Source organism: Bacteroidota bacterium (assembly GCA_013360915.1).
Taxonomy (GTDB): domain Bacteria; phylum Bacteroidota; class JABWAT01; order JABWAT01; family JABWAT01; genus JABWAT01.
The window spans coordinates 263,705-284,807 of sequence record JABWAT010000002.1; the positions used below are offsets into that span (position 1 = coordinate 263,705).

21 protein-coding genes are annotated in these 21,103 nt (G+C 50.8%); 15 read left to right on the forward strand and 6 right to left on the reverse strand.

The genetic code is table 11. The features are described 5' to 3' along the window. Position 1: 1 nt before the first annotated feature. From HUU10_04850 to HUU10_04915, 14 genes are all read left to right on the forward strand, one after another. Positions 2–1,387, forward strand: a complete 1,386-nt coding sequence (locus tag HUU10_04850; protein ID NUQ80921.1) for a sugar transferase — start codon at positions 2–4, stop codon at positions 1,385–1,387. A gap of 61 nt (positions 1,388–1,448) precedes the next feature. Beyond that, complete coding sequence (locus tag HUU10_04855; protein ID NUQ80922.1) at positions 1,449–1,820, forward strand: GxxExxY protein; 372 nt, start codon at positions 1,449–1,451, stop codon at positions 1,818–1,820. Positions 1,821–1,888: 68 nt separating this feature from the next. Beyond that, complete coding sequence (locus HUU10_04860; protein NUQ80923.1) at positions 1,889–2,992, forward strand: DegT/DnrJ/EryC1/StrS family aminotransferase; 1,104 nt, start codon at positions 1,889–1,891, stop codon at positions 2,990–2,992. Continuing rightward, complete coding sequence (locus tag HUU10_04865) at positions 2,989–3,723, forward strand: polyprenol monophosphomannose synthase (protein NUQ80924.1); 735 nt, start codon at positions 2,989–2,991, stop codon at positions 3,721–3,723. Before HUU10_04860 ends, HUU10_04865 begins: the two co-directional genes overlap by 4 nt. Positions 3,724–3,730: 7 nt before the next feature. Further along, positions 3,731–5,572, forward strand: a complete 1,842-nt coding sequence (locus tag HUU10_04870; GenBank protein NUQ80925.1) for a glycosyltransferase — start codon at positions 3,731–3,733, stop codon at positions 5,570–5,572. Next, entirely contained in the window at positions 5,565–6,536 is a 972-nt protein-coding gene (locus HUU10_04875; GenBank protein ID NUQ80926.1) for an acetyl-CoA carboxylase carboxyltransferase subunit alpha, read from the forward strand. The genes HUU10_04870 and HUU10_04875 overlap by 8 nt, the downstream gene beginning before the upstream one ends. Continuing rightward, entirely contained in the window at positions 6,536–6,943 is a 408-nt protein-coding gene (locus HUU10_04880; protein NUQ80927.1) for an acyl-CoA thioesterase, read from the forward strand. The genes HUU10_04875 and HUU10_04880 overlap by 1 nt, the downstream gene beginning before the upstream one ends. After that, positions 6,940–7,119 (forward strand): Trm112 family protein, encoded by a 180-nt coding sequence (locus HUU10_04885; protein ID NUQ80928.1) that lies wholly within the window; start codon positions 6,940–6,942, stop codon positions 7,117–7,119. The genes HUU10_04880 and HUU10_04885 overlap by 4 nt, the downstream gene beginning before the upstream one ends. Beyond that, positions 7,109–7,954 carry a carboxylating nicotinate-nucleotide diphosphorylase gene (nadC, locus tag HUU10_04890; GenBank protein ID NUQ80929.1) on the forward strand — a complete coding sequence of 282 codons (846 nt, stop codon included), beginning with the start codon at positions 7,109–7,111 and terminating at the stop codon, positions 7,952–7,954. Before HUU10_04885 ends, nadC begins: the two co-directional genes overlap by 11 nt. 14 nt (positions 7,955–7,968) lie before the next feature. Then, positions 7,969–8,451 carry a peptidylprolyl isomerase gene (locus HUU10_04895; protein NUQ80930.1) on the forward strand — a complete coding sequence of 161 codons (483 nt, stop codon included), beginning with the start codon at positions 7,969–7,971 and terminating at the stop codon, positions 8,449–8,451. 6 nt (positions 8,452–8,457) lie between these two features. Then, positions 8,458–8,835 (forward strand): holo-ACP synthase, encoded by a 378-nt coding sequence (gene acpS, locus HUU10_04900; protein NUQ80931.1) that lies wholly within the window; start codon positions 8,458–8,460, stop codon positions 8,833–8,835. 2 nt (positions 8,836–8,837) lie between these two features. Next, on the forward strand, positions 8,838–9,206 hold the full coding sequence (locus HUU10_04905) for a MerR family transcriptional regulator (GenBank protein NUQ80932.1): 369 nt from the start codon (positions 8,838–8,840) through the stop codon (positions 9,204–9,206). Positions 9,207–9,285: 79 nt separating this feature from the next. Beyond that, a complete protein-coding gene (gene tpx, locus HUU10_04910; protein NUQ80933.1) occupies positions 9,286–9,801 on the forward strand; it encodes a thiol peroxidase in 516 nt (171 codons plus the stop codon). Between the two features lie 221 nt (positions 9,802–10,022). After that, on the forward strand, positions 10,023–12,677 hold the full coding sequence (locus tag HUU10_04915; protein ID NUQ80934.1) for a zinc metalloprotease: 2,655 nt from the start codon (positions 10,023–10,025) through the stop codon (positions 12,675–12,677). 1 nt (position 12,678) lies between these two features. On the opposite strand, the gene HUU10_04920 is transcribed toward HUU10_04915, so the two are convergent. From HUU10_04920 to HUU10_04940, 5 genes are read right to left on the reverse strand one after another with little or no spacing between them, the layout of a single operon-like run. Further along, the gene (locus tag HUU10_04920; GenBank protein NUQ80935.1) at positions 12,679–12,819 is read right to left on the reverse strand and encodes a hypothetical protein; all 141 of its coding nucleotides are present in this window, start codon (positions 12,817–12,819) and stop codon (positions 12,679–12,681) included. 1 nt (position 12,820) lies between these two features. Then, on the reverse strand, positions 12,821–13,270 hold the full coding sequence (locus HUU10_04925; protein ID NUQ80936.1) for a D-tyrosyl-tRNA(Tyr) deacylase: 450 nt from the start codon (positions 13,268–13,270) through the stop codon (positions 12,821–12,823). Then, complete coding sequence (gene prmC, locus HUU10_04930) at positions 13,267–14,127, reverse strand: peptide chain release factor N(5)-glutamine methyltransferase (protein NUQ80937.1); 861 nt, start codon at positions 14,125–14,127, stop codon at positions 13,267–13,269. Before prmC ends, HUU10_04925 begins: the two co-directional genes overlap by 4 nt. After that, the gene (locus HUU10_04935) at positions 14,127–15,089 is read right to left on the reverse strand and encodes a formimidoylglutamase (GenBank protein ID NUQ80938.1); all 963 of its coding nucleotides are present in this window, start codon (positions 15,087–15,089) and stop codon (positions 14,127–14,129) included. Before HUU10_04935 ends, prmC begins: the two co-directional genes overlap by 1 nt. Further along, entirely contained in the window at positions 15,074–16,318 is a 1,245-nt protein-coding gene (locus HUU10_04940) for an imidazolonepropionase (GenBank protein ID NUQ80939.1), read from the reverse strand. Before HUU10_04940 ends, HUU10_04935 begins: the two co-directional genes overlap by 16 nt. 129 nt (positions 16,319–16,447) lie before the next feature. Between HUU10_04940 and HUU10_04945 the strand changes: the two genes are divergently transcribed. After that, a complete protein-coding gene (locus HUU10_04945; protein ID NUQ80940.1) occupies positions 16,448–18,562 on the forward strand; it encodes a glycoside hydrolase family 92 protein in 2,115 nt (704 codons plus the stop codon). Here the strand turns inward: HUU10_04945 and HUU10_04950 are convergent. Then, positions 18,559–21,003, reverse strand: a complete 2,445-nt coding sequence (locus tag HUU10_04950; GenBank protein NUQ80941.1) for a PP2C family protein-serine/threonine phosphatase — start codon at positions 21,001–21,003, stop codon at positions 18,559–18,561. The two genes, HUU10_04945 and HUU10_04950, sit on opposite strands and share 4 nt — an antisense overlap. Between the last annotated feature and the right edge of the window lie 100 nt (positions 21,004–21,103).

Sequence of the window (21,103 nt, forward strand, 5' to 3'; positions counted from 1 at the left end):
CATGATAAAAATCATTTTTGCCTTCATCCTCCTCTTCGATCTGCTCGCCTTTAATTTGTCCTGGTGGGGGTATTACACCATCCGGACGATGGTTCAACCCGATGAGTTTTCCATTGTTCCCGAGCAGTTATGGGTCACGTCGGTGATCATGTCAGGGTATTGGTTTCTGATTTTCTTCCTGAGTGGGATGTACCAGGTCCGGCTGATTGTTTCCCGTTTTGATGAAGCCATTCAACTGGTGAAAACAACCTTAATCGGTACCCTTATCATCGCCTTTCTTATTTTTCTGGATGAGGCAAGGGTTTCGCAGATTGCTGACGTGCGGCTGGTGATTCTGCTTTACTGGTTGGTACTGATGGCGCTGACCCTTGGTTTCCGGCTGACCATACGGACTATTCAGCGGCATATGGTTGTGACCGGCCGGCTGGCACGCCGGACCATCGTGATCGGGTCGGGGAAAAAGGCCATTCTGGCTGCCAGAAATGTAAATCAGTACCCGGCACTCGGGTATCATTTCATCGGGTTTGTGCTTCAGGGAAAACCAACGGTCGACCTGACCCCTGCATTGGGTGATGTGAAGGAGCTGAAAGATCTGATTAAGTCGGAGCAGGTGGAGGAAATCATTGTTGCCATCGAAACCGATGACCGGCCGTTCCTTTCAGAGGTCCTTTCGACGGTTAACGGGGGACGGGTGGGTGTCAAAATCATTCCCGATTTATATGATGTGGTATCCGGCCAGGCCAGAACTCAGCAGATATACGGGTTCCCGCTGATCGATCTGAATCCGAACTTTCTTACACCCTTTGAAAAGGCGGCTAAACGAGCGTTCGATGTGGTTTTTTCTTTGTTATTTCTGCTGGCTGCCTCTCCCGTCATGTTGTTGAGTGCGCTGATTATCCGGTTGGAAAGCAAGGGTCCTGTGTTTTTCATTCAGGAACGGGTCGGCCGGAATGGCAGACCGATCCGGGTGATCAAGTTCCGGTCCATGGTGGTAGATGCAGAAAAGCACACCGGTCCGGTTCTGGCAACGAAAGATGACCCGCGGATCACCCGTTGGGGTCGGTTTATGCGGAAAACCCGGATTGATGAATTTCCTCAATTATTCAACGTGCTGAAAGGGGATATGTCGGTGGTGGGTCCCCGGCCGGAGCGGCAGCATTTCATCGATAAGTACCGGGATCTTGTTCCGTTTTATGAACGCAGGCTGAAAGTTCAGCCAGGAATCACGGGCCTGGCTCAGGTGAAGGGAAGTTATGAGAATTCGCTTGAAGATGTCTTTGAAAAGTTAAAATTCGACCTGTACTACATTGAGAATATGTCCTTTAAAATGGATATGACGATTCTGTTTCATACGGTATTTACGATGCTTCGCATGAAAGGGCAGTGAAAAAGTCTATTAACCACGAAGGACACAAAGGGGTTTAAAAAGGGCACTAAGAATTAACACAATGGATGATGAACATATTATCAGGAAGATTTTGGATTGCTCCTTTAAAGTTCACAAGACCTTAGGCCCGGGATTATTGGAATCTGCTTATGAAGAGTGCCTTAACTATGAGTTAGTTAAATCTGGGTTAAGGATCGAAAGGCAAAAGGGACTTCCGATTGTTTATGAAGAAATTCATATCGGCGTTGGCTATCGACTTGATCTTTTAGTGGAAAGCAGAATCATCGTTGAAATTAAGGCGGTCGAATGTCTTCTTGATGTTCATTACGCTCAAATAATCACCTATTTGAAATTGTCAAATCTGAAACTTGGTCTTTTAATTAACTTCAATACAAAACTATTGAAAAATGGAATTCATCGTATCATTAATTAATCACTTTGTGATCTTTTTAATTACTTGGTGATCTTTGTGGTTAGAAAAAGTTAAAAAGGTAGCCTACTATGTCTATTTCGATGGTTGATCTGAAAAACCAGTACCTGAAAATCAAGCCAGAGGTCGATGCGGCCATTCAGAAGGTGCTTGATACAACCGCGTATATTGGTGGTCCTGATTGCGGAGAACTGGAATGTGAACTGGCTGGTTATCACGGTGTGAAACATGCCATCGGGTGTGCAAACGGAACCGATGCCCTGCAGATTGCCATGATGGCCCTTGGAATCGGACCGGGTGATGAAGTGGTGACCACCGCCTTTTCCTTCGTGGCCACTACCGAAACCATTGCTGTGACCGGTGCACGTCCGGTTTATGTGGATATCCATCCGAAAACCTTTAATATGGATCCGTCTAAACTGGAAGCGGCCATTACGGCCCGCACCAAAGCCATCATTCCCGTTCATCTGTACGGACAACCAGCCGATATGGATGAGATTCTGCAGATTGCGGCCAAATACCGTCTGCCGGTGATTGAAGACAATGCCCAATCGATCGGAGCCTTGTACAAAGGGAAAAAAGCCGGGTCCATGGGACTGATTTCCACGACTTCTTTCTATCCTGCTAAAAACCTGGGTTGTTTTGGTGATGGTGGTATGATTTTCACCAATGATGACCGTCTGGCCGAGAAACTGCGGATGATTGCCAATCACGGATCCCGGAAACGATATTACCATGAAATACTGGGACTGAACAGCCGTCTTGATACCATTCAGGCGGCCGTCCTGCGGGTGAAACTCAAATACCTCGATCAGTGGGCCACTGCCCGCCAGCAGGCAGCAGAAACGTATAACCGTCTGCTTTCCGGTTCGGGAGTGGTAACCCCGTTTCTGGCTCCCGACCGGACTCACGTGTACCATCAGTACTCGATTCTGGCTGATAAACGGTCTGCTCTTCAGGATTTTCTGAAAACCAAGGGTATTCCCACAGCGGTTCATTACCCGCATGCACTTCATTTGCAACCGGCTTTTTCGAACTATGGATTTATCGCCGGTGATTTTCCGGTGGCTGAAGATGCGGCCAGCCGGATTCTCTGTCTGCCTATCCACACTGAAATGACGGCCGAGCAGCTTACCTTCATTTCAGAATCTATTCACCAATTTTATAAATCATGAGTACCACTCCACAACCAAACCCGGTTCTGGTCATTGTGCCCACCTATAATGAGGTGGAAAATATTGACCGGCTTCTCTCCAGAATCCGTGCACAGGAAGTTCCGGTGGATATCCTGTTTATCGATGATAACTCGAAGGATGGCACCTCTGAGAAGATCAAGGCACACATGGCAGCCGATCCGCACATTGCCATTCTGGAACGTCCCGGCAAAATGGGATTGGGAACTGCTTATGTGGCAGGTTTCAAGTATGCATTGGAACGTTCCTACCAGTATATCATGGAAATGGATGCCGATCTCAGCCATGATCCCGGCGAAATTCCCCGGTTTCTTCAGGCCGCTCAGGAGGCTGATATTGTGCTGGGCTCGAGATATATCACCGGTGTGAATGTTATCAATTGGCCTTTGAAACGACTGATTCTCAGTTATGGTGCCAATGTCTATGCAGGGTTGGTCCTTGGTACCAAAATCAAGGACATGACCGGCGGCTTTAAAATGTTCAGACGGGAGGTCCTGGAAAGTCTGGATCTGGACCGGTTAAAATCGAACGGATACAGTTTCCAGATTGAAACCACTTACCGTGCCCTTTGCAAGGGTTTTAAAGTCCGCGAAATCTCCATCATTTTTTACGACCGGACTGCCGGAAGCAGCAAAATGTCCAAAGCCATCGTCAGGGAAGCCATTATGATGGTATGGAAGCTCCGTCTTCGTCATCTGATCGGGCGGTTATAACCCCGGCATGGATGTTTCGGTCATCATTGTCAGCTACAATGTCCGGTCCTACCTGATCAATTGCATCCGGTCGGTCCAGGAAGCATCGCCCGGCTGGAAGGTGGAGATTATCGTGGTTGATAATGCCTCGGATGATCAGAGTACCGAGGCTGTATCAGCTGCCTTTCCTGATGTGAAACTGATACGGAATCCGGTCAATGTCGGATTTGGGGCCGCCTGCAACCAGGGCGTTCAGGTGTCGGCCGGCCGGTATATACTTTTCCTGAATCCGGATAGTCTGGTGGACCGTCCGGTATTTTCCACCCTGATTCCCTACATGGATGCCAATCCGTCGGTTGGTCTGACGGGCTGCAAAATTCTCAACGAGGATGGAACCCTTCAGCCTGCCTGCCGCCGGTCCTTCCCAACCTTATGGGTTTCCTTCACCCGGCTGTCGGGGCTAAGCCGTCTGTTCCCGCACTCCAAGCGGTTTGCCCGGTACAACCTGACCTATCTGGATGAAAACGAAATGGCTGATATTGACGCAGTATCGGGTGCTTTCATGTTCGTCCGGCGCGAGGCCTTTGACCAGACAGGCGGTTTTGACGAAGATTATTTCATGTATGGCGAAGACCTGGACTTGTGCTATCAGGTCAGAAAGGCCGGTTTCCGGGTGGTGTATCATCCGGCTACCACGGTGATTCATTTCAAAGGCCGCAGCAAATCGGTTCATGTCGATACCCGGTACCATTTCTATGAATCCATGAAAATTTTTGCCCGGAAACATGGCAGCGGGAATCCGGTCTTTATCGGACTGCTGAATCTGGCCATTACCTTCCGGTATCTGCTTGCAGCCTTCCGTGAACGATCGGCCGGCTTACTGACCGGGCTGACCGATGTAATCAGTCTGCTGATTCTGTTCGAAAGTCTCAGCGCCATCAGGAATGGCCGGTTGTTCGGATATCCGGATTATGCCTACCCGGTCATATTTATTGTTCTGATTTTCGTTCAGGTGGCGGTTTACCTGTCGATGGGCGTCTATGAGTCGGCAACACCCCGCAGGCGGCGGGTGATACTGGCCTCGGTGGTGACCTGGGTGATTGTGAGTCTGTCGGCCTATTTTTCAAAAGATTTTGCGTTTTCCCGACTGGTGCTGTTCGGATCCTTCCTGGCGGTAACAGCCACTCATGTCGGATACCGGGAACTGATCCGGTTAATGAGCCGGGTTCCACAGAGCCGCCGGGTCGTGGTGCTTTCCGGTCCGGATGGATTGGCGGGTTCTCCCTGGTTCGAACTGAGGGTGGTTTTTCAGCACCGGATGACACTGAAAGGCTATCTGTTCGGGAAACCGGTATCCAATAACAGCCAACAGGTGGAAGGATTGTGGTCCGATTTACCCGAACAAATCCGCAAAAACCGGATTACCGATGTGGTTCTGGATACCGGGGTGATGGATTTTCAGGCACAGGTTCACTGGATTCAGTGGTGCAGGGAAGCGGGTGTTCATGTGGAACTGCTTTCCGTCACCGGTTTGAAAGAGACTCTGTTAAATGATATTTTGCGCCAGCCTGATCGGACCGGACTGGTGTACCGGCTGGTTAAACGAATCACCGATTGGTGGGTGATTCGTGGGTTGGGCGTTGCAGGTGAAGGGAGAAAGGAACCCGGAAAATTCTGGATCGGTAATCCCGATAAAGCCAGAAGACCGGCAGTCTTTACAGCCCATTACCTGTTAAATGATTGTTTTCCGCAGATTCAACGGGAAGAAGACCGCTATCTGCTGACGCTATTTTATAACCGGTTCCATTCGGTTGCCATGGACCGGCTGATTATGGAACGACTTGTGAAAAGGAGGGAAGACCGTGCCTAAAGTCATTCTGGATTTCGAAAAACCTATTTATAATCTCCAGCAGAAAATTGAAGAAATGAGATCCTACCACGTGGAAGGGAACGTGGATCTTTCATCGGAAATTGATCGGCTCGAGAAAAAAGTCATCGAGCTGAAAAAAAATATTTATTCCAACCTGACCCGCTGGCAGCGGGTGCAGCTGGCCCGTCACCCCGAACGCCCCTACTCACTCGATTATATCTACCTGATGTTCAACGATTTTGTGGAGCTGCACGGGGATCGTCAGTTCGGTGATGATAAGGCCATTGTGGGCGGATTTGCCACTTTGAACAAACAGACGGTTATGGTAGTCGGGCAGCAGAAGGGACGGGACACCAAAACGAACCTGTTGCGGAACTTCGGAATGCCGAATCCGGAAGGATACCGGAAAGCGCTCCGGCTGTTCAAACTGGCAGAAAAATTTAATAAACCCGTCATTACCCTGATTGATACGCCCGGTGCTTACCCGGGTCTTGAAGCAGAGGAGCGGGGACAGGGTGAAGCCATCGCCCGTAACCTGTTTGAAATGGCCCGTTTGAAAGTACCCATTGTCTGTGTGGTGATTGGAGAGGGAGCCAGCGGAGGCGCATTGGGTATTGGTGTCGGCGACCGGCTGATTATGCTTGAAAATACCTGGTACTCAGTCATTTCTCCTGAAAGTTGCTCTTCTATTCTATGGCATAGCTGGGAATTTAAGGAACAGGCCGCTGAGGCACTTAAACTCACCCCGCCAGATCTGCTGAAACAAAATCTGATTGACCGAATTGTGGAAGAGCCTTTGGGAGGCGCCCATAACAATCCGGAAGAAGCAGCAAGAAATCTTAAAAAAGCGCTGCTGGAAGAACTGAAATCCCTTAAAAAGCTGTCTTCTGCCGAGCTGGTCAGTTCGCGGATTGATAAATACTCCAATATGGGAGTGTACGGGTATCTCGACGCCACCACGTGATGATCAGTCACGATCTGCAACTCAGGGTATTGTATGGACATACCGACCAGATGGGCGTTGTTTATTACGGCCGGTATTTCGAGTATTTCGAAGCAGGCCGGAATGAACTATTACGAGCCATTGGACTGCCTTACTACCGGATGGAAGATCAGGGATTGATGTTGCCGGTGGTGGAGTCGCACGCCGATTACCGCGGTTCCTTCCGTTACGATGATCTGTTTACGATCAGAACCATCATCCGGACGATGCCAACTGTTAAGATCAGGCTGGATTATGAACTGTTTTTGCCAGGCGGTCCGGTTCAGGTGACCGGATTTACCCAGCATGTTTTTGTTGACCGCGACACACGGAAACCACGCCGGGTTCCCGACACTATACTGAAGGCCTTTTCACCTTATTTCACATGATTCACCCCGATTTACTGAACCTTCTGATCTGTCCTGCCTGCAAGTCGGACAAACTGATCTATCAACCTGAACCACAACAACTGACCTGCCAGACCTGCAACCGGGTATATCCCGTGGTGGATGATATTCCAATCATGGTGGCAGACCGTCCGGATGGGGCCACCCATGCTGAATGAACATTCCGTCAGACAGCGGATCCGTCAGGCGCTGGAGGAGGACATCCGTGACGGCGATGTGACCACACTGGCCATTATTCCAGCCGGACAGCAATCGACTGCTCTGATCAAAGCGAAAAGCGATGGAGTTCTTTGCGGCACACAGGTGGCCGACTGGGTTTTGCAGGAGTGTGGCAGCGAAACAGGGTTCACCTGGAACTTTAAAGAAGGTGACAGGCTGGTGACCGGACAGATTGCGGGTACATACAAAGGCCCGACCCGGGTGCTTCTCATGGCCGAACGGACACTGTTGAATTTCATTCAGCGGATGAGCGGAATTGCGACTCAGACCCGGCGGTTCACCGATCTGGTTTCACATACCTCCTGTAAAATTCTGGATACCCGGAAAACCGTTCCGGGACTCAGGGATCTTGATAAATACTCGGTAAAAACCGGTGGAGGAACCAATCACCGGATCGGTTTGTATGACATGGTTCTGATCAAAGATAACCACATTGCTGCGGCCGGATCTGTAACCGAAGCCATTAAACGGGTGCATGCCTGGCAGAAACAGACCGGTCGATTTCCTGACATTGAAGTGGAAGTGAAAAACCGCCGGGAACTGGCCGAAGTGCTTGCACTGGGCGGAGTTCAACGGATTTTACTGGATAATATGACACTGGCTCAGCTGGCTGAATGCGTTAAGGAAACCGCGGGCCGCATTCCACTTGAAGCTTCGGGAAACGTGAACCTTGAAACGGTGGCTGGCATTGCCGGTACCGGTGTGGATTTTGTATCGGTTGGCTCACTGACCCATTCAGTGACCGCCATGGATCTCTCATTATTAATTGACTAACCAAGGAACCTTACATGAAAGTAACTAAAAACACCGTTGTCGTCCTCGATTATGAATTGAAAGTGGATGGCGAAGTGATCGACTCTTCACACGGAAATGAGCCATTGGCGTTCATTCATGGAACCGGATCGGTGATTCCGGGATTCTCAAATGCCATCGACGGGATGGAAGCCGGACAAAGCAAAACCTTTTCAGTGGCACCTGCCGATGGATATGGTGAATTTGATCAGGAAGCCGTTCGGGTGTATGATGTGAACGATTTCCCGACCGATATTAATCTGGAACCCGGGGTTCAGCTGTTTTTTGAAACAGATGATCATGTGGAAGTTCCCTGTTTCGTTAAGGAAATCACCGGCGAGGAAGTGACCGTTGATTTCAACCATCCGCTGGCAGGAAAAAACCTGAATTTCTCGGTGGATATCCGTGAAGTCCGTGCAGCCTCCTCTGAGGAATTGGCACACGGACATGTTCATGGGGCTCACGGTCACCATCACTGAGCCGTTATGGAACCCGGAATCGGGATTGACCTGATCGAAATTTCCCGGATTGAGAAATCGGTTTCCGATTACGGAGACCGGTTTCTGAACCGGATATTCACCACGGCTGAGATCGGGTATTGCTCATCACGAGCCAATCCTTATTCCCACTATGCGGCCCGTTTTGCTGCAAAGGAAGCATTTGCAAAAGCCGCCGGAACCGGAATCGGTCAGGAAATTGGCTGGCAGGATATTGAAATCGTCAGAGAATTTTCGGGCAGGCCGGGTATTCTGATCAGTGAACGGATCAGACAGCGATTCACCGGCTTTCAGGTTCTTCTCAGTGTGTCCCACACCCACGACTATGCAGTCGCCATGGTTTCCATTCAACCCGACCGGGTGTGATCATGGCCATCCGGGCAAAAAAACTCTATTATTCCATTTCTGAAGTGTCGGTCCTGACTGGTGTGGATGACCATGTGCTCAGGTTTTGGGAAACCGAGATCACCCGGCTGCGTCCTGCCAAAAACCGAGCTGGAAACCGGATTTACACGGAACAGGACATCCGCTTGGTGCATTTACTGAAGCGTTTGCTTTGGGAAAAAAACTACTCTCTGGCAGCGACCAACAAACTGTTACTCGAAAAACCACTCAGCGACTGGATGACCGACCTTGAAACACCCGGTCCGGAAGACCTTCGTCACCAGGAACTGGAATCGATCCGGCAGGAACTGCTCGATCTTGAAAGACGAATTTCCGACTGGATGCATGAATAAGGAACCCGGCGGGTTTCCCTTTTGTTTTACGACTTATTGTATGAAACCAAAAACCAAACCAGTCTAAACGAGGAAATCCATGTCAAAGCGTACCGATGTTTATAAATTCAAGGGCAACCCGATGACCCTTCTGGGAACTCCGGTCAAATCGGGAGACAAAGCCCCCAATTTCCGTCTCCGCAAAGGATTACTGCCAGAGTCCACCATTACTCTTGAAGAATTTAAAGGGAAAAACCTGATCATCAGTGTGGCCCCATCGCTCGATACAGCCATCTGTGCCACCCAAACCCGCAAGTTTAATGAAAAGGCTGCCACCATTCCCGGCGCCACTATTCTGACGGTTACCATGGATCTGCCACCGGCCCAATCCCGCTTTTGCACCACTGAAGGTATTTCGAATCTGACCACTGCTTCTGATTATGCAGAAAAATCCTTTGGACTGAACTATGGATTTCTGGTAGAAGAAATGCAGGTTCTGGCCCGTGGCGTGGTGGTGGTTGATAAAGCAGGTGTGGTTCGTCATGTGGAAATCACCCCTGATATCACCGTTGAACCAAATTATGATGCTGTGATCGATCTGGTTAATAAACTCTGATTGTTCCGGGGAGGCCCTAGTTGCTTTCCCCATCTGCCGGCTGATGCAATCGCTTATAAAAGGCTGTCCAACCACGGACAGCCTTTTTTTTTGCCCTGCATTTCTTACAGGATTGTGGGTTCAGTCCGGGAGGGCTTTGCTTTGCATCATCTGGTTCACTCATCCGGGTTGAAGGAGGTTTAAAAACCCGTTACCTTTAAAGTTTAACCAAACCCGACCATATGAAAAATCTGATTCTTGCTGTCCTCATTTTAATTCCGAATCTGGCTGTCTCTCAGCATCAGCCGCGCACCTGCTTCACACCTTATATGGTGGATAAAGCGCTTAAAGCCGATCCGGTTCTGGCTGCCCGCCGGGAATCGATGAAAACCCTGCTGAAAAATGAACTTCAGCGATCTTCAATGAAACGAACTTCCGGGGTTCAGCGTGTTCAGATCCCAGTGGTGGTTCACATTGTTTTAAATCCGGATTCACCGGGTCAATCGGTCACCGATGAACAGGTTTACAGTCAGATTCGTGTGCTGAATGAGGACTACAGGAAAAAACCTGGGACGAACGGGTACAGCGATCACCCTGCCAGCGCCGATACACAGCTTGAATTCAAACTGGCCACCATTGCCCCAAACGGTCAGCCAACCACTGGTATCAACCGGATCAATGTAACCGAAACCTCTTTCGATCCGGACTTCGATGATGAGCAACTGAAATCCTATTCCTACTGGGATGCCACCAAATATCTGAATATCTGGGTTGCCAATCTGACGGGAGGAATTCTGGGTTATGCCTACTACCCCGGGTCTGCACCTGACGGTCAGGATGGTGTGGTTATCCTCTATACCGCATTTGGTACCACGGGAAGTGCGCGCAGTCCGTTTAACCTTGGGAGAACGGCCACTCACGAAGTCGGACATTATCTTGATCTGATTCACACCTGGGGTGATGACAATTCCTGTTTCGGCACTGATGAAGTAGAAGATACGCCCCCTTGCAGCGGCCAGTATTTTTCGGGGAATAACAATGCGGCCTGTTCCTTCCCAGCCCAGTGTTTCGGGACACCCCGTCAGACCGAGAACTACATGGATTATTCCGATGACCGGTGTATGAATCTGTTTACTCAGGGGCAATCGGACCGGATGAACACAGCGTTGACCCTTTTCAGGGCAGGATTGCTGAAACTTCCGGGGGTCAGCCAATCCATCGGAGTGGATTACATTGACTATCCCTCACTTTTTACAGGGGGAACCTATGCCTTTACCGTTACGGTAAGGAACAATGGCAGCGCTTCGGTAACCGGAGGAAAACTTCATTACCGGGTTCCTGATGAAGGCATTGCCGATTCACTTGCGCTTACAGGATCCTTATCATCTGGTGGATCGAAAAAGGTGGTTGTCAATCTTCAGTTTCAAACGGGCGGCGTGAAGGCCGTGAAGATGTGGACCTCGGTCAGTACCGATCAGTTTGCGGGTGATGATACAGCAAGTGTTCTGGTTCCGGTGGAAAAAAACCGACCGGAGGTGGTTGCTGATTTTGATCTGTACAGTGATTATCAAACCCCGGATGTTATTCAGATCGGATGGAAAATGCCTCTGAAGACCGTGAACGGAGTTTCCATCAGCAGCCCCATGTCTGCGATTCTTTTCAGAGACGGCGAAGCCTTCATCCGCCTGGATAATTTATCTGCCGGAGAGGCGCTTCAATACCGGGACAGTGGTCTGGTACAGTACAACTCCTATTCCTATTCGGTTGGTACCCTGGTTTCCGGAATACCCGATACCAGTACGCTGGTTACCGGAGACTTCAGGTCGGGTGGATCACCGATTCCTGATTCACCTGCCGATTTATCAGCACGTACCAACGGATCGATTGGTCATCTGACTTTCCGTTTACCGATGGCCCACGATGATGGTACGCCTCTGCACAATCCGCTTCATTATGTGATTTACCGGATTCCCGGCGGGTATCTGGACTCCTCACTGTTTTCAATTGATGATCTGAACGGGGTGGTGACGGTCTTTGATATTCCCATTGGAAAAGGGGCCCGGAATTACCGGTATTCGGTCCTGGCCACTGGTCTGGCTCCATTCTATGCCCGCAGTACCGAAAGCAATTCAGTTGTAATCAGAACCGGTGCCTTTTCAACGGTTCCATTCACCGATGCCGTTTCTTCGGGGAAATCGGTGTTTCTTGGCGACTCACTCTGGCAGGTCACTACTGAAACGGCCAATCCGGCCAACGGGATTCTTCAATTTTCAGGTCATCCGGGTTCGTCCGATACCTGGCTGATCAGTCCGATGATCCGACTGTCGGGAAAGAACACCGTCACTTACCGGACGCAGGTACTGGAAGGCAACGGCCTGGCAGGAACCCTTTCCTGGTCCACCAATTATGGTAAAACCTGGACTGTTCTGGACTCGGTTAAGAGTTCCGATTTACCCGCCTGGGAGCAGAATCAGGCATCCTGGATGACACGGGCTGTTCAGTTTACCACAGTCAGTGACACGGTGGTTATCCGTTTTGAAGGTGCAATGAATCATCCGGGGCTTTCCTGGCTGATTGACGACGTGAAAATCACCTCCGGAGGTGTTTCGGTTGATGAACCTGTCGGTACCACTCAGGGATTTAAACTGGGTCAGAACTACCCGAATCCATTTAATCCGGAATCCAGAATTTCCCTGACGTTACCTGAAGGAATGGTGGTGAGTACCCGTTTACTTGACGTACTGGGAAGGGAAGTGAACCGGGAGCCTGGTGTCTTTCTACCTGCCGGCGATCATGTACTGGTCATCAGAGCGGGACATCTTTCCAGCGGATTGTATTTGTATGAAGTAACAGCAGGAAACTTCCGGCAGACCCGGCTGATTCAGCTGGTCAGGTAACTCAGGACATCCGTCTGCGGCGACGGTCGAGAAGGCGGTTTTTACTGCCGCGGATGGAATGATCCGACCGTCGCTGGCGACGCCAGAGGAAGGCCAGTATCATCAGTGAAATTGTTGCCAGCAATCCGATCAGAAAAAACACATCACACCTCTTTACTGTCGATGATCAGGGTAACGGGGCCATCATTTATCAATTCAACCTGCATCATCGCTCCAAAAATTCCGGTTGCAACCGGTTTACCTGTTAACTCCTCACACCGCTGAATCACCCTGTCAACCAATGGCCGGGCGATGGCAGGTCCGGCTGATCGGATGAATGATGGCCGGTTGCCTTTTCTGGTATCACCATACAGGGTAAATTGTGATACAATCAGAACCTCACCTCCGCAGTCCAGTACACTGCGGTTCATCTTATCATGGTCATCGGGAAAGACCCGCATGCTGATGAGTTTTGAAGCCATCCAATCTGCATCGGCCTCTGTGTCGGAATCGAGAATTCCAAGAAGAACCATCATACCCCTGCCGATGGAGCCGACCACCTGGTCATTAACGGTGACAGACGCCCTGCTGACCCGCTGAACCACTGCTCTCACCATGCACCTCTGAAAAATCGGGGAGAGCCAGAAAGGTCACTGATGATTTCTGAGTCGGAAAGCTGATCAGCAAAACAGGAAGAGACGGCATCCATCAGATCCCGGTGACCTTCCAGCCATAGTTGACCTGGTTTGTTTAACAATGCTGGCAGGCATTCTGAAATTTTCCGGTAGAAAACCAACCCATCAGGTCCTCCATCCAGCGCCAGCCGGGGTTCCCACTGGCTGACTTCGGGTTCGAGGGTGTTGCATTCTTCAGATGGAATGTACGGTGGATTCGAAACGATCAGATCAAAAGTGCCGGGGATGGGAGTGGTCAGAAAATCCAGTTCAAGAAACCGGATCCGGGAGTCAACCCCTGCCAGCCCAGCATTCTGCCGGGCGATACGCAGTGCATCGGGTGACCGATCCACTGCAGTGATGGTGGAATCGGGAAAGGCAGAAGCCAGGGAAATGGCCAGAATCCCGCTACCGGTCCCGATATCGAGCACCTGAGCAGGCGGAAAGTTGCGGTGAAAGCGAATAATCCGGTCAGCCAGTTCCTCAGTCTCAGGCCGGGGAATCAGAACACCCGGTTCCACATGAATCGTGAGATTGAGAAAGGGGACTTCACCGGTCAGGTATTGAACCGGTTCCCGTTTGGCCCGGCGCCTGAGCAGTTCCCGGAACCGGTCGGTTTCTGCCGGACTTAGCGGATAGTCAAACCGGAGGTACAAGGAGAGGCGATCGGTTTTCAGGACGTGCGCCAGCAACCACTCGGCATTTAATCGTGGGTTTTCAATTCCCTTGCTTTCAAGAAAGGGTGCAGAAACCCTCAGGAAATCCAAAACGGTAACCGGCTGATCGTTTTGACCCATTACCCGTTCCGGTGACTCAGTCCCGATAGGAACTGGTAAATGAGCAAAGCAGCTAATTTTGCGGTCCGGTTATCGGAGTCGAACAGGGGATTCACTTCGCAGATATCGAAACTGGTTACGGCCGGATTTTCTCCCAGATCATAGGCAGCCACCAGCATTTTCTCTGTATTTACACCGGTAACAGGCGGGGCCGAACACCCTGGTGCCACACTGGCGGGAAAGCAGTCGATATCAATGGTGGCATAAACCGGATGATCGGGGGACACCCATGGCTTGAGGGTGAAATGCCTCATATTAAAGTCAGAGAGCCATTCGGTCCGTATGGATTTTTCCCGTGCATAATCGAGGTAGTATGCCGAATTTGAATTGGGCTGTATTCCCAGTACCGCATAACTGCTCAGCAAACCGGAAGGATGCTCAATCATCTGACGGAAGGGTGTCCCGCTGTTGCCAATGCCATCGGCTGGGAGCACTCTCACATCCAGATGAGCATCGAAATTGATCACCGAGACCGCTTTTTGTTTCTGAACATAGCCCAGAAAATGTCCGTAGGCTGTTTCGTGCCCGCCACCAATGACCACAGGAATGGCCCGGTGATGGAGAACATAGGCAACCACCGAACCCAGCCGGTATTGTGCTTCCTCGAGACTGGATCCGGTCTGAACCAGACCCAGGTCATATATTCTGAACCGGTCAAACCGGCGTATGCCAGCCTGCATGTTTCCGGCAGGCAAACGGTACAGCATATCACGAACTTTTTCGGGACCTCCGCGGGCCCCTTCACGACCATGATTCCTCACGACGCCGCGGTCTTCGGGGAAGCCGATGAGGCAGACATCCCCGATGTGAAGGTCGGGCGGTGTTTCCTCTGCAAACTCGATGATTTCGCCAATCCGGATATCCTTCGGGTCGTTTCGGGAAAATCGTTGAATGACAGGAACAGGAATCAGTGGAAGGGACATTCGATCGGTTCTCCGGTAGAAAAAATCCATCGACCCTGTGCCATGACAGCGGCCGTGTGATTGACGGATGGATGGTAAATCAGATGGTTCCAGTCGGGAGCATTCCAGATGACGAGATCCGCCCGGTAACCGGGGAGGAGACAACCCGTCACATGATGTCTTCCCAAAGCCCGGGCCGCATTTGTGGTCACAGCTTTCAGGCAGTCATCTGCTGACATCCCCATGTAGAGAGCGGCGAGAGTCATCACCATGGACAGGCTTTCCATGGGGCATGAACCCGGGTTAAAGTCGGTGGCGAGCGCAACCGGAATACCGGCAGCGGTTAATTTCGAAAGCGGTGCAAAGGGTTTTTTCAAATAAAAGGCTGTACCCGGCAACAAAACAGCCACGGTTCCCGATGAGGATAGATCCCGGATTCCCTGATCGGTCACACACAACAGGTGATCGGCAGACCAGGCCTGATACCGGGCAGCCAGAGAGGCACCTCCGATGGGAGTCAGTTCATCGGCATGAACTTTTATCGCAAGTCCCGCTTTGCGGGCGGCTGCGAGAATACGGTCAGACTCTCCAATGGTGTAAACCCCCTTCTCACAAAAAACATCCACTGCCTCGGCAAGATTTTCCATGGCAATGGCAGGAATCAGGTCCTGAATAATCTGGTTGATCCAGACCGTCCGGTCGATATCCGGTGGAATATCATGTGCTCCCATAAATGTCGGACTGATATCGATGGGGGATTCGTTTTTCAGCTGGTCGATGATTCGAAGCAGGCGGTATTCCGATTCAGATTCCAGTCCGTATCCTGTTTTGATTTCCAGGGTGGTGACACCTTGCTGAATCCAACGCCGGATGCGGTGCCGGGCGGATCGCAAAAGGTCGGTGGAGGATGCTGAACGGGTTTTGAGGACGGTCGTCCGTATTCCGCCGCCGGCAGCCGCAATTTCTTCGTAGGTGGCTCCCTGAGTCCGGCTGATAAATTCGTCTGAGCGGTCACCGGCAAAAACCAGGTGAGTATGGCAATCAATGAGACCGGGAGTGACGGTCTGACCGGTAGCATCCAGTTCGGCAGCCGATCCGGGCACGGGTGCTTTTTCCATGGGACCGACCCAGGAGATGCGGCCATTTTCGATGAGAATGCCGGCATTTGAAAGGGTGATCACGGGGTCGTGTAAATCGGGGCCCGGTGTTTTCAACTGGGCAATGTTCTTGATAAAAACGGTCTCGCTCATGACGAAACAAAGATAATGTGCTGGTTTCCTGTGCTGAAACCGGAACGAAGGAATCCGGCGGGTAGACATACAGAACCTGTCGGTTATCTTTGCGTCTGAACAAACCGGTTAATCTGTTGAGGATGATGAATGAACCGACTCGTGCTTTTGTTAACAGGGGCCTTCCTGTTTTCTGATGTGATTCTGGTGACCGCCCAACCCGATTTGTTTTTTGGGACGCGGGGAACAGGAAATCAGTTCCCCGGTGCAACTGTGCCACATGGGATGATATCCCTTTCCCCGCATACCAATTCTTCTCACCCGGTTGGTTATTTGGCTGGTGATTCAGTTATCCACGGTTTCGGCACCGTTCATCTAAGTGGTGCATCCTGGCCGGTTTTTGGTGGAGTAACGGTCATGCCGGGTGTTGATGGCCGTTTTTCTGCTGTAAAAAAAAATGAAAGGGCAGTGCCGGGTTTTTATCAGGTTGAGCTGCAGGAAACCGGTATTACTGCATCCATGGCTGCCTCTGTTCGATCCGGGTTGTTTCATTTCAGATGGAATCAGTCACAAGCAGGGAAACGGCAGATTCGAATCGGTCTGAATGATCAGCTTGGGGGTCCGCAAAGCGGATTTACAGAAATCATCAATTCCTCAGAAATGGTTGGTTATCAGGCGGGTCGATCGTACGGACCCTCTGCGGTTCCCTACACAATTTACTATGTGCTCCGTTTCAGTGAACCTGCTGCATCCATTGAAATCAAAACCAGATACAACAGCCAGTTTCCAGTCAGTCCCACTTTGTTTCTGAAGGATTCGCTCACCGTAGCCGATCTGAGTTTTGGAAATCAGGCCGATTCTGTTCTGGTTCAGGTGGGCGTTTCCTTCGTTAGCATTGCCAATGCAAGGCTTAATCTGGAATCGGAATTGCGTGGCTTTGATTTCGGATCAATTCAGCGGGTAGCTGCCAGTCTGTGGCAGGAAGCATTGGGCCGCGTGTCGGTGGCAGGCGGAAGCGATCATTTTCGGACCCTGTTTTCGACGGCACTTTATCACAGTCTCTTGCTTCCTATGACTTTTTCTGATGTGAACGGAGAGTACCCAAGACCGGGAGGAGCTGGCGTGAATCAGACCACCGGGACCCAGCTAACTGCTCTTTTTCTCGATTATGGGTGGCGGACCCACTATCCGCTTCTGAGTTTTCTGTATCCGGAAACCATGCTACAAGTTCAATCCTCCATACTGAACATCGCCGAATCGCAGGCCTGGTTACCGATGACCGAACTGGCAGGAAGGGAAACCTTTCAGGCAGAGGGTGATCCGGCCACCATGGTTCTGGCTGACAGCTGGTTTCGTGGCATGGTCCCGGCCAATCCGGTCAGGGCCATGTCCTGGATGGTAAAGTCAGCATCGGATACGCTGCGCCGGAATCCCATTCGTCCCGGATTGGAAGATTACATCCGGTTGGGCTATATGCCGGCTGATGCCGACCAGCCCGATGCGTCGGTGATCCAGACACTTGATTATGCCCGGTCCGATTTTATGCTGGCCCGCCTGGCCGATACCCTGGACATGCCCAATGTAAGGAAGGATATGCGTCGGCGCGCTGCTTTGCCATTTTCGCTTTGGGATCCGGTTCAAAACCGGTTCCTGCCCCGGAATGATCAGCGCGGAGTGGTGCAAACGACTGCAGATCCGCGTTTCTGGCTTTTCAGGTATGACTGGTCAAGGCAAACACTGACCGACTCGCTGGGAGGTATGAAGGACCTGTTAAAGGTTCTGGTTTCCATGATCAGGAAAAACCAGATATCTCTTTCAGACCCGGTTCAGGCAGAGTGGCCCTTGTTTTTCATGCAGGAGAAGGCCGAAGTCTGGCGGGCCCATCAGGTTTACCGTGATTATCTGTTAAAAACGTATTCAGCGGGTGTTAATGATTACGCGGCATCCAATGAAGGCGCTGCGGAATCTTCCAGACTGGTCTGGCTGATGATGGGATTGTATCCCGAGCAAACCGGACGAACGGGATATTTTCTGATTCCCCCGGCCTTTGAGACAGTAACTGTTCAGAGGGGCGGACGGCTGAAGGATCAGAGATCCATCATAATTGTGGCGGAAAAGCAGAGACCAGCCAACTACTTTATCAAAGAGGTCTCCTGGCGTGGCAAACCGGAGGAGGATTATTTCATTCCCCATCACTCGCTGATAAGAGGAGGCGAACTGAAACTGGAAATGAATCCCCGGATCGTCCAGGTATTAATGGATTAAGTGATGCGGATGACCACAATGGTCATGTCATCGTGCTGAGGAGCCTGCCCGCAGAATTTCCTCACTTCATCATTGATGGCCGTAATAATCGCCTGTGCAGGTTTTCCCGATTGATGACGGATTGCCGCGAGTAAACGCTCCTCTCCGAATTCCTCACGGGATTCATTCATGGCCTCGGTGTATCCGTCGGTGTAGAAAACAATGATGTCACCCGGGCTTAGAGACACGGTCTGATCTTTGATCACCTTCTCGAAACGGTCACCACGTTCCATTCCGAGAGCCAGTCCCTCCGGTTTCAGGTTTTCAGTTTTTCCATCACCCAGCAACCAGACAGCCGGATTGTGGCCCGCCCGGGCAATGGTCATGGTCCGGGATTCTGCATCGAGTATGGCATAAAACATCGACACAAAATTTCCTTTTTCGATGGTACGTGAAAGCAATTGATTCACTTTCGTCAGTACCCGCGAAGGAAGGGTTCCCGATTCAGCATTTGACTGAACAATTCCTTTGGTCAGTGTCATGTAAATGGCGGCAGGGAGACCCTTTCCGGACACATCACCAACTGCAATTCCCATTTTGGTCGGACTGATGGCGATATAATCGAAATAATCACCCCCGACTTCCAGAGCGGGGATACAGGCACCGGCGATATCTGCACCCGGAAAGGCCGGACTTGATTTTGGCAGCAGTTTTAATTGAACCTGTCGTGCAATTTCCAATTCCCGTGATAACCTCACCCGTTCAGTGATCCGGCGGATGTGAGCTGGTGTGGTATCGGGATTGTATGAAAAGGCCTCTTTACGGATAAAGCCACTGATTGCAAATCCGGCCGGAATGCAGATGAGCAGGGCGGCCGGAACGGACACCATCCAGAAAGCCGACGGGTCTGCAAAGACAAAGGGAACCAGAGAAACCAGACTGGCAACCGTGAAGTTGGCCATGATGGCAGTCAGAACATCCCATCTGATCATCAGCCAGGTGAAGTACAGACCGGCCAGGAAAAGAAAAACCAGCGTTGGAATGGCATCATTCAGAAAGGTAACGTTCCAGAAGGATACGGCATAAAACATCCAGAGAGTGTTCGAAACCAGAATGCCGGCCCACTGGTTTTTGAGACGTCTTGAAAAGTATTGATTTCCGAATAACCGGAAAATTAATTCTGCGGTGAGTGAGCCGGCCACTCCGGCCAGAATGGGGTTAATAGCTGGCATCCATGAACTCCAGGCAGGCGTATAGTTGGAAAGAACCGTTTTCCCACCTGCCAGAATCACGACCAACATTCCGATCACCATCAGACCCAGCAGGGTAAATCCGGCCAGATACCCTCTGCTGACAGAGATTGCCAGTTGAAGGGTGCTGAACTGCCGGTTGAGCAACCCATCGAGGGCGGCCATTTTCTGGCTGTGCTGTTCCCTCAGATAAGATTCACCGATGCTCCAGGCCGTAAAGGCAGCCAATGCGGCAACCGGATTGAAAATGAGCAGCCGGCCGGTCAGCTGAACCACTGCAATCCAGTCAAAACTGAGTTCCCCAAGTCCCCATCCGAAGGGGGACACCGGAAGCATATTGATGGTATCGACTGAAAGCACCAGCCATGTGAGCCAGAATACCATTTTGGCCGAGGAAACGCCGACTTCTCCTTCGTGGTATTTTTTCAGAAAGGTAGCCAGCAGGAAGGCCAGAACAATGATAAAAGCAAAAGCAGAAATGTTCCCACCTAATACCGCTAATGAATTGGATTGTGCTTCGTCACTCCGGTAGCTGGTTGGCAACTCGACGTTCATATCGAGAAAAGTATTTTCGCTGCCTGCAATCAGGACACCAAGCCGGATGGTGGTTTTCAGAACAGAATCAGGTTTATAAAACCAGAATTGATGATCGGTGCGTTGTTCCCGACGGTTAGACACCACTTCCTTTTCACGGAAACCGGTAGTATCGATGCCAAAGCGCAGAATCTGATTAATTGCAGACTGTCTGGCTTCTTCCGGGGTCAGGTGGGCAGGACCCCATTCCTGGTTTTCAATACCAGTCAGGGTGAAATCATATCCTGTGATTTTTCCGGTCGGGGAGAGGTAAACCTGAAACTGCCGCTGAGGTGAGCTTCTGGCCACATTTTTATAAAAGTACACCATCCAGTAGGGGGAAATCAGACCGAGCGAATCATGACGGCTCAACACCATGGCTGTGTCATAATCGGTTACATGCCAGGCATAACCAAACCGGTCATCTCCGAAAAAGCGGGCCGTCACCTCATATTCTTCAACGGGGTATCCGCGTTCCTTCAGAAACCCCTCAGCCCTTTCTATGACCAGAGACCGGCCTGCAGTCATTTCATGATTACGTACAGGGAGAACATACGGAAGTCCGATCCAGAAAATCAGAAATCCAAGTAGTCCGGCGATCAGCCAACGGGCAGACCAGTTATCTGGTTTTGGTTGCATAGAATATCTCTGGCAAAAAAGCTAAAGGTCGCAGGAACGTGAGACGGATTCAAGACCCGATAACAGGCAATGGTTAAATCTGATTTTGTTAACCTCCCGT

Coding starts and splice junctions, on each gene's coding strand:
- HUU10_04850 (NUQ80921.1), top strand. CDS start 2: ATGATAAAAATCATTTTTGCCTTCATCCTCCTCTTCGATCTGCTCGCC.
- HUU10_04855 (NUQ80922.1), top strand. CDS start 1,449: ATGGATGATGAACATATTATCAGGAAGATTTTGGATTGCTCCTTTAAA.
- HUU10_04860 (NUQ80923.1), top strand. CDS start 1,889: ATGTCTATTTCGATGGTTGATCTGAAAAACCAGTACCTGAAAATCAAG.
- HUU10_04865 (NUQ80924.1), top strand. CDS start 2,989: ATGAGTACCACTCCACAACCAAACCCGGTTCTGGTCATTGTGCCCACC.
- HUU10_04870 (NUQ80925.1), top strand. CDS start 3,731: ATGGATGTTTCGGTCATCATTGTCAGCTACAATGTCCGGTCCTACCTG.
- HUU10_04880 (NUQ80927.1), top strand. CDS start 6,536: ATGATCAGTCACGATCTGCAACTCAGGGTATTGTATGGACATACCGAC.
- HUU10_04885 (NUQ80928.1), top strand. CDS start 6,940: ATGATTCACCCCGATTTACTGAACCTTCTGATCTGTCCTGCCTGCAAG.
- nadC (NUQ80929.1), top strand. CDS start 7,109: ATGCTGAATGAACATTCCGTCAGACAGCGGATCCGTCAGGCGCTGGAG.
- HUU10_04895 (NUQ80930.1), top strand. CDS start 7,969: ATGAAAGTAACTAAAAACACCGTTGTCGTCCTCGATTATGAATTGAAA.
- acpS (NUQ80931.1), top strand. CDS start 8,458: ATGGAACCCGGAATCGGGATTGACCTGATCGAAATTTCCCGGATTGAG.
- HUU10_04905 (NUQ80932.1), top strand. CDS start 8,838: ATGGCCATCCGGGCAAAAAAACTCTATTATTCCATTTCTGAAGTGTCG.
- tpx (NUQ80933.1), top strand. CDS start 9,286: ATGTCAAAGCGTACCGATGTTTATAAATTCAAGGGCAACCCGATGACC.
- HUU10_04915 (NUQ80934.1), top strand. CDS start 10,023: ATGAAAAATCTGATTCTTGCTGTCCTCATTTTAATTCCGAATCTGGCT.
- prmC (NUQ80937.1), bottom strand. CDS start 14,127: ATGGGTCAAAACGATCAGCCGGTTACCGTTTTGGATTTCCTGAGGGTT.
- HUU10_04935 (NUQ80938.1), bottom strand. CDS start 15,089: ATGTCCCTTCCACTGATTCCTGTTCCTGTCATTCAACGATTTTCCCGA.
- HUU10_04940 (NUQ80939.1), bottom strand. CDS start 16,318: ATGAGCGAGACCGTTTTTATCAAGAACATTGCCCAGTTGAAAACACCG.
- HUU10_04945 (NUQ80940.1), top strand. CDS start 16,448: ATGAACCGACTCGTGCTTTTGTTAACAGGGGCCTTCCTGTTTTCTGAT.
- HUU10_04950 (NUQ80941.1), bottom strand. CDS start 21,003: ATGCAACCAAAACCAGATAACTGGTCTGCCCGTTGGCTGATCGCCGGA.